The following is a 12098-nucleotide window of genomic DNA, read 5'->3' as shown; positions in this document are numbered from 1 at the left end:
CTTTCGACGTATTCCACCGGAAGAACTCCACCTATTCTAATCGTTCGGCTTGCATGATCTAGTGCATTCCAGCATACACGCGCAGAGTTACCGGAGTCGGGCTCTACGGACGATTCCAATACCATCATTTATAGTACTCATTCCTGCTTGTGTACGTCTTCTTCACCTTGTATGCTACGAATCGATGCGTTCCCGGAAGAAATGTAACGTTTATAAAGGGAGAGCTCTTTATTTCGATTGGTATACAAAGGAGATTGTCGTGAAGAAATTTGTCGGTATGAATACGCTCGTAGCGATTGTCCTCGCTTTTGGCTTTCTAGCTTCATGCGCCAAGCCGCAGAACACACCGGAGCCGGTGCCAACCTCAACTTCTACCTCACCCACGAAAACCGTGACTCCAACAGAAACGTCGCGCACTCGAATTACGATCGACGGGAAGATGGACGATTGGGCGGGTTACGATGTGGCCGCTTCCGATCCGTCCGGCGACCAGGTGCCGGGTTCTCCCGACCTGGCTGAAGTACGTGCGTTCAGCAACGATCGATACTTCTATCTGCTCATTTCCCTGCACGAAGATGGTGCGCTCGATCACTACGATATTCTCCTGGACGTGGATGGTGGCGAGGGAGACTACCAACTCAGCGTCTGGCCGGATCAAAACCAGGCGGTCTTTGCGCCTTTCCCCATAACCGATGGAATGGAGCCCCTCGATGGCGTGACCGCGGCGCAGGCCGAGGTGATCGAGGTGAAGATGCCGCTCGCGGCGATTGGAAACCGACCCGTTAAGAACATCTACGTGCAGACGTTTCTGGGCGACCGCTCGGGGGATGTAGTTCACGAGATAACTGCTCAGACCGTAGACGAACTGGAACCCGAATCGGACAGTGTTGCACAGGCTTCCCATTCTCCGTCCTCGCCGGGGGTTTGTGAGGGCGAGGGTTCCCCGGTCAATCTTGGATACACGATCACCGAGCCGGGCACGGAAGTTGAAATGCTTTGGCAGGCGAAATTCGTTCCCTGGTGGGTGCGCAGCAGCGCGGACGGCCGCGTCCTGGCGGTGACGGACGGCGGGGATTCGATCTACGAGTTGAAACCGGACGGGTCGATCGAAGTGGTGTTCCGCTGCCCTGGCGTTGTGATTGAAACCGGAATCGCGGCGACAGATGGCGCCCTGTGGTTCGCCAGCCGCGATGGGGGCCGCCTCTATCGGGTCGATCCGGATGGTACGGCGCGCATCGTCGCTCCGAACGGCAACCGCAATCTGGAAGCCGGCCCGGATGGCAGCGTTTACGCTATGGAAAACGGTCTGACTCGCATCGATCCGGACGGCAAGGTCAAACTCATTTCGGATGCCGTCTTTGGACGGAAATTCGCCGTCAGTTCGAAGGGCGAGGTTGCTGCTCTCACGGGTGGCGCCGTCGTGCAGGTTTCCGAGTCGGGTGAACTCACGCAGCTCGCCTCGGGCTACGGGCCGGAGCCGTGGCTCGCCTTTGGACCCGACGGCTTGCTCTACGTGACGAATTGGACGGGTGTGGACGTCATCGATCTGCAGAATGGGTCGGTTTCTTCCATTCCCTGGCTGCAAAATGCAAACCTTTCCGAGGCGGGTGTATTTGCGCCCGATGGACGCCTGCTGATGTATCATCCCAACACGGACGTGTATGCCGTCGATCTGGAAGCACAAACCGTCGAGGTGTATTACCAGGTCACCAGCAACTCCTGGGCCTTGGCTGCGAATCCCGGCGACGCCGTCTACGTTGCCTTTGGGGACAACCAGCCCAACGGCGAGACGACGATCTACCGCGTTGCAGATCCGCAAACCCTGAAGCCAGTCACGACCGTGCCCTACGGCATGGAACGCGCCATGGCTTTCGATTCTCAAGGGAATGGGTATCTGGTGTTGGGGGACACGAGCGCCGGCGGCGAGATTCTTCGTTTCGATCCGGCCGATGGGACGTTCGAAGAATACTATCGCCCCGAGTGTTTCCCGTTTTCGATCACCGTCCATCCCCAAACCGACCTGCCGTGGTGGGATGATTGCAGCCGCGTCATGTCGTTGGACGAGCAGGGAAATCCGGTTGTCATCGATGGGATTCCCGGCGGTGAAAATGTGTCCCTGGCGATCACCCCGGAAGGCGAATTTTACGCCATTGCCTTCTTTCACCGCGACGATCCCGCTGCTTCCTATCCGCGCCGGCTCTTCCACTGGAATGCCGCGAGTGCAGCCTGGGAAGAAATCGCAGATCTGACCCAGGCGGACCCGGGCATCACCCTGGCGACTCTGACAAGCTGCCCGGATGGGCGGATTTATACCGTCGAGAGCCTCGGTAGAGAATCCCTGCCGGTAAATTATTCCAGCTTCAACGCCGTGCGCCGCCTCGAGCCGGACGGTACGCTGACGCTGCTGGGTTTCGATTTCGCCTTCGACGGCCTGGCTGCGGACTGCGATTCGGCGACCGGGCAGATCGTTTTCACCAGCGGTACGGGCATATTTGGCGTCACTCCGCCGTAGTTATCTACAGACACGCTAAAATTAAACAGCCGCCCGAATGAATTTCCGCATCGAGAGAATCGGGCTGCAGATGTGAGTGGCGCGTTTTATCCGTCTCGGTTATTGTCAAGTATGGTCTGGGACAGAACCGATCCGCGGATGGCGTCCCCGTTGATCCACTCAAAATCTGAAAAATGCCGATAGATATATCCCAGTACTCATTCGACACAGGTATCGTAACGATCCATTATGTGGAAGGACCGGCTTGCGGTCCGCCGCTGGTGCTGCTGCACGGTGGATCAAACGGCTGGCAAAGCTTCGAGTCGATCATGCCGGACCTGGCAGAGGATTGGCATCTGTATGCGCCGGATTTTCGCGGCCATGGCAGATCTGGACGCGTGTCCGGTGCGTATCGCCTGCAGGATTATACAGATGATATGATCGCCTTCCTGCAGCAGCGGGTGTCGGAACCGGCCATCATCTTCGGGCACTCGCTGGGCGGCATGGTGGCGCTGCTCGTTGCCGCCCAGTGCCCGGATCAAATCCGTGCTGTTGTAGTGGGGGACTCGCCGCTGACGGCCGCCCGTTGGCTAGCGCACCTGAAGCATAGCCGGGAAGACCTTATCGTCTGGCGCGATCTCGCCGGCGGAAAACATTCGGTGGAAAAGATCCGTGAAAAGGTAGGTAATCAATGGGTCGCCCAGAATCTGTATTTTAACGACCCGGATATGTTGTCCACCCTGATCGATGATCCTGAAAGCGCGGCGGCCGGATTTGAGGCGGCGCTGTTGCTGCCGTCGATTCGCTGTCCGGTGCTTTTGCTGCAGGCCGATCCGAACGCCGGCGGGATTCTGACGGATGCGGAGGTCGAACGAGGTCTGGCGCTGCTCTACGATCCCACACACGTGCGGCTGGAGGGGGTCGGTCACTTGCTGCATATCGAGCAGAAGGATGCGGCCCTGCGGGCCATATCGGGATTTCTTAAAACGCTGTGAAAGCATGCAGGATGAAGACAATGCAACTTCAACGTGATGCCATATAAAATGGGAGAACGAGGATGAACTTCCAGACTGCGGTTGAAAGTTACCACAGCGACAGGACCAAAGAAAACTTGAACCGGCAGGTCGATGCCCTGGTGGCCGATATGACCGAGAAGGAAAAGATCCACATGCTTTCCGGCCGGGGTATGTTGACCAGCCTGAAGAACATGATCTTTCATCGGCGGCAGTACAACTACGAACCCATACCTGCAGGCGGTTGCAAACGCCTGGGCATTCCGCCGATCCTGTTTACCGACGGCCCGCGCGGCGTGGTGATGGGCAACAGCACCTGCCTGCCGGTTTCCATGTGCCGCGCCTCCGCGTTCGACGACGATCTGGAATACCGCGTGGGCAAGATGATCGCCGCGGAAGCCATCGCCCAGGGAGCGAATTACTTTGCCGGTATCTGCATCAATCTGGTGCGCAATCCGCGTTGGGGCAGGAGCCAGGAAAGTTACGGGGAGGATCCGTTTCTCTTGGGACGCATGGGGGCGGCGCTGACGCGCGCGGTGCAGGAGGAAGGTATGATCGCCTGCCCCAAGCATTACGCCTTGAACAGCATCGAAGACCTGCGCTTTCACGTCAACGTCACGACCGACGAGCGCACGCTGCACGAGGTGTACCTGCCGCATTTCAAGAAATGCGTCGAGGCCGGTGCGTTGTCCATGATGGGTGCTTACAACCGCTACGACGAATTCTACTGCTGCGAAAATCAAAAATTGTTGACCGATATCTTGCGGAACGAGTGGGGCTTCGACGGTTTCGTACTCTCGGATTTCGTCTGGGGCATCCACGATGCGGAACATTCCCTGCGCGCAGGCTGCGATGTGGAGATGATGTTCACCTGGCGCTACCGCAAGATCCCCAAACTGCTGCGCGGCGGAAAGCTGAACATGCGTCACATCGACCGGGCGGTTAAGAACATCCTCTCGGTTCTGATCCGCACGGTTCCCGAGATCAAACCCAGAGATCGAAGTGTCGTTGCATCTCCTGCACACCGGGAATTGGCGCTGGAAGCCGCCGAGAAGGGTATCGTGCTGCTGCGTAACGAAGGCGTCCTGCCTTTACGCGAAGCCTCGGCAGTAACGGTCGTCGGGGATTACGCTGACGAGGAGAACGTCGGCGACCACGGCAGCAGCCGCGTGTTCAGCAAGAACGTGATCACGCCGTATGCCGGTTTGAAGAACGTCTTCGAGCGGGTGACTCTATCGCAGGGTACGGACGTGGCGCAAGCCATCCGGGCGTCGCTGGACTCGGATGTGATCGTCATCTGCGCCGGAAGCAATCGCTTCGAGGAGGGGGAATATCTGATAAACACCAGCTACAGCCGGGACGAGAAACCGAAGAACAGCGGCGGCGACCGGACCAGCCTGCGTCTCTCGAATCGGGAGGTCGTTTTGATCCGGGCGATGAAGGAGACGGGTAAAAAAGTCGTCGTGGTGCTCTTCGGCGGCTGCGCCATCATCGTGGAGGAATGGAAAGAATCCGCCGATGCGATCATCATGAACTACTACAGCGGCGAACAGGGTGGAACCGCGCTGGCGAACATCCTCAGCGGGCGGGTCGATCCGTCCGGGAAACTGCCCTTCACCATCGCACGCGATGAAACAGATTATCCGCCCTTTCTGGAGATCGGGCAGAAACCGTACGAGATCGAATATGGGTACTATCACGGCTATACGCTGTTCGATAAAGAGGGCATCCGGCCGGCCTTTCCCTTCGGGTTCGGGCTGAGCTACACAACCTTTGCCATCGACAATCTGAAAGCTGTGGACGAGGGCGACGTCATTCGGGTAAGTGTGGAGGTGGAAAACAGTGGGGATCGAGAGGGCGCGGAGGTGGTCCAGGTGTACGCCGGTTCAAACGGCGCCGATCGAGATCGTCCCGTGAAACTCCTGAAGGGATATCGGCGCGTGGTATTGAAGGCAGGGGAGAAAAAGAATATCGCGATCTGTGTGAAAAAAGAAGACCTTAGATTCTATAATCCAGATACCACGCAGTGGGTCCTGGGCGAGGCGTACACCTTCTACGTGGGCAACAGCAGCGCGGATGCGATGCGGCGAAAAGCAAAGATCGTTTTGTAGTTATTCCTTGCAGAATGGAAATCCAAGGAACGTATGTATACAAATTCGAACGGATTTCGTCTTCCGCTGCGATTACGGCACCACGCATGCACTCCCGTTCCAGGAACAATACCAGGTCGAATGCGCCTCGCAGGATGCCTGATCCCCGAAGTGGCCGCACAGCACCGAGCAATCACATTCGTGATAATCATCGTCCCAGGCTCCATCGCCGCACGCCGCTTCGGAGTGGGCCAGGGGATCGCAGTGCAGCCCGCCGCCTCCTCCACCGCCACCTGGCAGCGGGCGCGGGGTGGGTGTGGGCGGTGGTGTGAGTAAGGGGACGTCGTCCAATGGAATGCATACGCTCACCAAATCCTCGAAGATCCAGCAGTCGGTGTTCGTATCCGGCCGGATCACGTTCCACCAGATGGTGCCGTTCTTCTGCCGATAGTAGCCGGCGAGAGGGATTTGGGAGCCCGGGGTGAAAGTGGTCAATTTATCGTAGTCGATCGAGGGGCCGCTGCGGCAGAAGCTGTTGACCAGCACGGTAACCAGCGGCGGGTCGGTGGGACAACCATAGTAAGGGATCGTCGGCGTAAGTGAAGCTGTGGCTGAAGGAGAAGGTGCGAGCGTGTTCCTTCTTGGGCCCGGTGGGATCGTGTTCCTTATATACTGCGCCGTGAAAGTAACAGTAGGGATTGTAAATCCTTCCCCATTCTTTTCATCTTCTTCGCAGCCCGCCAGAAATACGGCGCCGACAATCAGGAAAAAGACGAATAGCCACGTGAATTCTTTTCTATGGTTCATTTTTCCTCTCCACGAACGTGCAGGTCAGGATTCCACACTCAATTTGAAGAAGAATTGTGATAGCTATCACCAACGATTCTACAACTTCGGGTGCCGTCGCGATATGGTACATAAATACACCGTCGGCCAAATGGTGCTGCGCATTCGATGGGAGGAAACCACCCGGCTGGGTGGAACTTGAACATATCTTGGAGCTAGATTTATTCAGAATCGAAACGCAAGCTTGCACCAAAATCCAGAACGGATATAGTTTTCACACGACTTGCATGGCAAAGTAAATCAACAGATGACATCCTCCGCTTCACTTTCCGATTCGCAGCGTCTGAACAGGGTCAGGCAGACCCTGAGTCAGGTGCGCCATTTTACGGAGCTGCCGCCGAAGGTGAAGACCGCCATCGCTTGCGCGGCGACGTTCTGCCGCTTCGCCGCGGATGAGGTCATCTACCTCGAGGGGGAGCCGGCGGAATCCCTCTACATTCTGGAGAAGGGTTGGGTGAAGGCGACGCGCATGTCCCCCGAGGGGCGCGAACAGGCGTTGTGGTTCCTCGAGTCGGGGGAGGCGTTCGGGGACGTGGCGTTACTCACCGATACCCCCTCTCCCGGCACGGTCGTGGCGCTGGAACCCGTCGAAGCGTGGGCGATCGAGAAAGCGGATTTCCTGTGCCTCATCGATCGGCATCCGCAGCTGGCCATGGCGGTGATCCGCAGGCTGGGAGAACAGGTGCTCTACTTCATCGGCCTGGTCGAAGATCTTTCGCTGCGCAGCGTGGAAGCACGCGTGGCGAAGACGCTGCTGAAGCACGCCGGCGTTGCAGGCGATCGCCTGGTGGTCCCGCGCCGCACCTGGACGACGTTCGACGAGATGGCCACCCGCCTGGGCACGGTGCGCGACGTACTCAGCCGTGCGCTGAAGACACTGGAAGACGAGAAGCTGCTGCACGTCGAACGGCACCAGATCGTCATCCTCGATCCGGCGGGACTGGCAGCCCGCGGCGAATGGTAGCTTTTAACGATCGACGGATACGATAAAAGTCGTTCTCAAAAACACAATCTGCGTATACACTGAAATGGACAGTTCTGAGATTGTAGCGAGGGACGATGACGGAACTGGCCCATTTCATTCCTGACGAAAACCTGCGAGCGGCGATCCTGGCCAAATTCGCGGCTGAGAGTCGCATTGCTTCCACCAACGTGCGCGTTGGGGTGTTGAACGGCATCGCTCATCTGGCCGGCGAGGTCGATTCGCTGGCCAAACGCAGCATGGCAGAAGATCTTGCCCGGGAAATCCCCGGCGTGCGCGGCATCGTCAACCGCATCGAAGCCCCCGGAGCCCCAAACCCATCCAGAACCGTCAACCTGGATTTATCTCCGAATCCCAAGGATGATTCACCGTGAAGCCCAGTGTTGCGCTCCTGCTCGTGATGTTGTGCCTCTCGGCCTGCCAGGCCGATGTGTGCCCCCCGGACAGCGTCGGACACGTGAGTGATCCGGCGCAGTTTCCTCCGCTGGATCCGGCCGAGCCGGTTCCCACACCCACGCTGGCCGAAATCGGAGGGAAGACGGTCGAAGTGGATCGGGTGATCCACGGCCCTCTCTGCAACGATACCTGGCGCGGGACCATCTACGTGGCCTGCGACGTTCAAGTCGCGGAATGGGACGAGGAGCAGGGCCCTTTCTTCCTCGATAACTGCGATCTTACGATCGACCCGGGTACCGTCGTTTACGTCGCCGCACACAACGACACCGCTTACTACAAGGGTTGTGCCGTTTGTCATACGAGCGAAGGTTCTCAATAACCTTCTTGCATGAAACATAAGAAGCCACTGATGACTTCAAGAAAAGGAGCGAATAAATGAAAACCAACAACCGTTTGGGAGGCATCCTGGCCAGTATCGCAGCCCTGATGGGCATTATCGGCCATTACGTGCTCTTCATGAGTTGGTACGTGAAGGGCATGAACACGCCGTCGGCCGAACCGGGATGCGAAATCCTTTTACGCTATATCCATCCGATCCTGGCGAATTTTGGCATGCTTGCCGGCGTGCTGTTCGCCGTCAGCGCCTACGGTTTCTTTAAGGGGAAGAACTGGGCCTTCTTTCTATCCGTGATCGCCATCGTGCCGGCCCTGCTGGGCAGCTGGTTCGTCAACGTACCCTACATGGCCGCAGGCCTGCCCCCGGTGTACTTCATCCTCTTCTGGCCGTACGTGCTGCTGTACTTCCTGTTCATGAGATCGGTGGGGAAGGTATCCTGGAGCCGGACGCTGCTGGCTTTGTTCACCGGCATCGCCTACATCTTCTGCTGGATGAACGGCATCGCCAGCACCAGCCGCATCATCACCCACGGGACGCCGATCTTCTCCCTGGTGCAGCATTTGCATTTCCTGGCCATGCTGGCCTGGGCCGTGGTCACCGTGGCGGTACTGATGAAACCCAAGGAATGGGTGTGGATCCTGGGCGTCTGCGCTGGGCTGACCGAGCTGGTTGTGGGAATTCCGCTGGCCGTCGCCACCGCACAGCAGTTGGGGCGTTTCTCGCTCTTCGCCCTGGCACCGATCACCTGCCTGGGCCTCGTGATCGTATTCTTCTGGCCCAACCTGTGGGAGCGGCTGACTGGCGCCGAGGCGTAAGCGCGAGCAAAATATGGGCGAGAATTCACGGGCCGAGCGTCCAGGATCGAGATTGAGATAACCGGCAAGGAGTTGCCGATGCAGTTCGTGCAAGCGCGCTTCAATTACCTTTTCAAGTCCACCAAGGGGTTGATTCTCGTGGCCGTGGCCATGATCGCACTGGAGACGGCGATCTTCGGCATGCTCTCCGGGCCGATGGCCGAGTTCGGCGTGCGCGACGTCGTGGTGCGGGCGTTTAATATGAACCTGGTTCCGGCGGAGCGCGAGGGCCGCATCATCATCCTCTACCATTCCATCGCCATGGCCGTGGTGGCCATCGAAACCTACATGATCACCGGCCTGCTGAAAATGAATCAGTTCTACCGAACCGCCGTACGCGCCCTGGTCACGTGCGGCTACCTGACGGCCATGGTTTTCGGCATGGGCTTCGCCTACTGGGGCCACAGCTGGCCCCTGCACGGTTTATACATCGCAGGGTTGACCCTGGTCTTCTTCGCGGGGGTCGTGCTGGTCGTCGCCCTGTGGCCGTGGCGGGAGGAATACTACCAGGCGGATAACGCCTATTCCCGCACCAAACGGGGTGTGGATCTGGAGCGGGTCGCTTTTTTCGCCGCGGCGCTCACAACGGTGATCTCGGCCGGTTTTGGCGCCGTACCCGGTTCATATTTCGGCAACGGTTTCCGTGTGATGCTGGCCGAAAACATCATCCGCTACCCCGATAAGACCACGCTGCAGTATTCAGTCATCGGCCACCTGCACATCATGCTGGCGCTGATCGCCATCATGCTCACGCTGATCGTCGGCCGCTGGCTGGATTTCAAGGGCCTGCTGCACAAACTCGCCATGCCCCTGATGATTCTGGGCACGATTATCCTCAACCTGGGAGTATGGGGCGTGGTGACGCCGCTGGAACCGGTCGCCCACATGATCATCTACGTCGGGGCGACGCCGTCGATGCTGGCGGCGCTGTGCCTGGTGATCTTCGGCTGGGACAAGCTGATCCGCAGCGGGGTGGCCGGAATCTCGAAGCCCAATTTCCGGCAGAAACTCGGCGCGCTGCTGCGCGATCCGCTCAAATTCGGCGCGCTGTGGCAGATGGTGTACATGAATTTTACCGTCAGTGGGATCGGAATCCTCATGGCCGTACGGCTGGACGAGATCTTCCGCGTCTGGCCGGCGCGCGAGGAACGCATCGAGCTGACCGGACACTGGCACATCCTCTCGGCCATCGTCGCCACCATCATCCTGCTGTACTACGGGGACATGATCGGGCTGAAGGGCAGGGTCCGCAAACTGTACGGCTGGTCGATCGTCGTCCTCTCGGACCTGGCTTTTGCCGCCGGCACGACTTTCGAGATGAAGCGCCTGTTCGTCCCCGAGGCCACCCAGCAGCCGCTGGTCAACACGGTCATGCTGCTCGTCGACTTCGGCCTGGGGATGCTGCTGGTCGTCCTGGCGCTGGCCATGATCTGGCGCCTGCTGGATCTGTTCAAAAGAAAGGGGCGCTGGACGGAAGAAGCCGGCCACGAACTATCGGCGGAGGTGGGGGGATGAAACGCATGCCGACGACGTGTTTGCTGCTGAGCGTTCTCCTGGCCTCCTGCGGTTCGGTCGATCTGGATGCGCCCATTCCCGTTTACGATACGGGCGTCGATCCCGACGCCTGGGCCGTGGTGCCGGCGGGCGAATTCCTTTCCGGGCAGTTCGACGATCCGCTGGCGCTCGATTACGACTACGAGATCATGGTCACCGACGTGACCGTGGCGCAGTACGTCGATTTCCTCAACGCCGCGCTGGCCGACGGCACGCTCGAGATCGCGGAAGAGAAAATCGTGGGGTATTATCCCGGTGATGTGTTTCACGGCGCCCGGCATGAAGTGGAAATTCCGGCGGGGGATTACTTGGTCGTCCCGCTGGACGATCCGGCTTCCCGCTTCACCTTCGACGGCGGCACGTTCGAGGTTAGAGAGGGTTACGAAAATCACCCCATGACCAACGTGAGCTGGTTCGGGGCGCGGGCGTACTGCGGCTATTCCGGCTGGCGCTTGCCGGCGGAACTGGAGTGGGAAAAGGCAGCAAGAGGCACGGACGGACGACCTTACCCGTGGGGCGATGCACTCGCCCGCAACAACGCCAATTTCTACGCCAGCCGCGACCCGTTCGAGGACATGAGCAGTTTCGGTTCGCGCACCAGCCCTGTTGGGTTCTATAATGGACTCAGCTACGCGGGCTACGCTACACTCGACTCGGCCAGCCCCTACGGCCTGTACGACATGGCCGGCAACGTGTGGCAGTGGACCGGGGACGTTTACGAAGGGATGCACTACCGTTTCATGCGCGGCGGCTCGAAGGACTCGTACGATATGGATTTGCGCCTCTGGGTGCGCAACAACGCCGCACCGGAATACTTCAGTCCCGCTGTCGGCTTCCGCTGTGCTCGCGAGGCTAGATGAAGGCTGCTATGGAGGGCGTGATGCGATACTTCCAACGCCTCAGAACCAGGCTGCGGCTGTATTGGCCGCTGACCAAGTCCCTGCAGACCAGCTTGCTGCTTTCCACCGGTCTTGCCGGCTACATGAGCGCCCGTTGTCCGGTGCTGCATTGGGACACGCTGCTCTTCCTGGCGGTCAGCCTGTTTCTGGCCATCGCCGGCAGCACGATCCTGAACATGTGGTACGACCGCGACATCGACGCGGTGATGAACCGCACCCACCACCGTCCGCTGGCGGACGGCCGCGTGGCCCCGGCTGAGGCGCTGCGTCTCGGACTGGTCATTTCAGTCGTGGGCGTGGGGATGGCCGCGCTGATGGATCCACTCTATGGGCTGATCGTCTTTGGCGGGTGGTTCTTCGACGTCGTGGTCTACACACTGTGGTTGAAACGCCGTACGGCCTGGAGCATCGTCTGGGGCGGCGTTGCGGGCGGCATGCCCATCCTGGCCGGACGCGCCTACGGCATGGGCGCAGTCGACGGCGTCGGAATCTTGTTCGCCCTGGCGGTCCTGTTCTGGATCCCCACGCACATCCTGACATTCGCCATGCGCTACAGCGGCGATTACCGCGCCGCCG

General features: G+C 59.1%; 11 protein-coding genes. 10 read left to right on the top strand and 1 reads right to left on the bottom strand.

Going from position 1 to position 12098, the window contains the following annotated elements:
- The first annotated feature begins 259 nt into the window (after window positions 1-259).
- The 3 genes from P8Z34_07460 to P8Z34_07450 all read left to right on the top strand — a co-directional run bounded on the left by P8Z34_07460 (window position 260) and on the right by P8Z34_07450 (window position 5615).
- A complete protein-coding gene (locus tag P8Z34_07460) occupies window positions 260-2512 on the top strand; it encodes a hypothetical protein (GenBank protein MEJ2550502.1) in 2253 nt (750 codons plus the stop codon).
- 230 nt (window positions 2513-2742) lie between these two features.
- Window positions 2743-3486 (top strand): alpha/beta hydrolase, encoded by a 744-nt coding sequence (locus tag P8Z34_07455; protein ID MEJ2550501.1) that lies wholly within the window; start codon window positions 2743-2745, stop codon window positions 3484-3486.
- Between the two features lie 62 nt (window positions 3487-3548).
- A complete protein-coding gene (locus P8Z34_07450; GenBank protein MEJ2550500.1) occupies window positions 3549-5615 on the top strand; it encodes a glycoside hydrolase family 3 C-terminal domain-containing protein in 2067 nt (688 codons plus the stop codon).
- Window positions 5616-5687: 72 nt separating this feature from the next.
- Here the strand turns inward: P8Z34_07450 and P8Z34_07445 are convergent, their stop codons facing one another.
- Window positions 5688-6401, bottom strand: a complete 714-nt coding sequence (locus tag P8Z34_07445) for a hypothetical protein (GenBank protein MEJ2550499.1) — start codon at window positions 6399-6401, stop codon at window positions 5688-5690.
- A gap of 286 nt (window positions 6402-6687) precedes the next feature.
- Between P8Z34_07445 and P8Z34_07440 the strand changes: the two genes are divergently transcribed.
- From P8Z34_07440 to P8Z34_07410, 7 genes are all read left to right on the top strand, one after another.
- Window positions 6688-7404: a Crp/Fnr family transcriptional regulator gene (locus P8Z34_07440; GenBank protein ID MEJ2550498.1), complete on the top strand. Its 717-nt coding sequence runs from the start codon at window positions 6688-6690 to the stop codon at window positions 7402-7404.
- Between the two features lie 95 nt (window positions 7405-7499).
- Window positions 7500-7796, top strand: a complete 297-nt coding sequence (locus P8Z34_07435; protein ID MEJ2550497.1) for a BON domain-containing protein — start codon at window positions 7500-7502, stop codon at window positions 7794-7796.
- Window positions 7793-8197 (top strand): hypothetical protein, encoded by a 405-nt coding sequence (locus tag P8Z34_07430; protein ID MEJ2550496.1) that lies wholly within the window; start codon window positions 7793-7795, stop codon window positions 8195-8197. Before P8Z34_07435 ends, P8Z34_07430 begins: the two co-directional genes overlap by 4 nt.
- Before the next feature lie 56 nt (window positions 8198-8253).
- The gene (locus P8Z34_07425; protein ID MEJ2550495.1) at window positions 8254-9030 is read left to right on the top strand and encodes a hypothetical protein; all 777 of its coding nucleotides are present in this window, start codon (window positions 8254-8256) and stop codon (window positions 9028-9030) included.
- Window positions 9031-9108: 78 nt separating this feature from the next.
- Window positions 9109-10584 carry a hypothetical protein gene (locus tag P8Z34_07420; GenBank protein MEJ2550494.1) on the top strand — a complete coding sequence of 492 codons (1476 nt, stop codon included), beginning with the start codon at window positions 9109-9111 and terminating at the stop codon, window positions 10582-10584.
- Complete coding sequence (locus P8Z34_07415) at window positions 10581-11483, top strand: SUMF1/EgtB/PvdO family nonheme iron enzyme (GenBank protein MEJ2550493.1); 903 nt, start codon at window positions 10581-10583, stop codon at window positions 11481-11483. Before P8Z34_07420 ends, P8Z34_07415 begins: the two co-directional genes overlap by 4 nt.
- A 20-nt stretch (window positions 11484-11503) precedes the next feature.
- Window positions 11504-12098 (top strand): UbiA family prenyltransferase (locus tag P8Z34_07410; GenBank protein MEJ2550492.1); only part of this gene is annotated, 595 nt, incomplete at its 3' end.

The organism is Anaerolineales bacterium, assembly GCA_037382465.1.
In the GTDB taxonomy this organism is placed as follows: domain Bacteria; phylum Chloroflexota; class Anaerolineae; order Anaerolineales; family E44-bin32; genus WVZH01.
Note: the sequence above shows the minus strand (reverse complement) of the source record. Positions and strands in the feature narration are given on the sequence as shown.

Bases quoted from the DNA above. Each gene is read 5' to 3' on its own strand.
- P8Z34_07450 (MEJ2550500.1), top strand. From the start codon at position 3,549: ATGAACTTCCAGACTGCGGTTGAAAGTTACCACAGCGACAGGACCAAA.
- P8Z34_07445 (MEJ2550499.1), bottom strand. From the start codon at position 6,401: ATGAACCATAGAAAAGAATTCACGTGGCTATTCGTCTTTTTCCTGATT.
- P8Z34_07440 (MEJ2550498.1), top strand. From the start codon at position 6,688: ATGACATCCTCCGCTTCACTTTCCGATTCGCAGCGTCTGAACAGGGTC.
- P8Z34_07435 (MEJ2550497.1), top strand. From the start codon at position 7,500: ATGACGGAACTGGCCCATTTCATTCCTGACGAAAACCTGCGAGCGGCG.
- P8Z34_07425 (MEJ2550495.1), top strand. From the start codon at position 8,254: ATGAAAACCAACAACCGTTTGGGAGGCATCCTGGCCAGTATCGCAGCC.
- P8Z34_07420 (MEJ2550494.1), top strand. From the start codon at position 9,109: ATGCAGTTCGTGCAAGCGCGCTTCAATTACCTTTTCAAGTCCACCAAG.
- P8Z34_07415 (MEJ2550493.1), top strand. From the start codon at position 10,581: ATGAAACGCATGCCGACGACGTGTTTGCTGCTGAGCGTTCTCCTGGCC.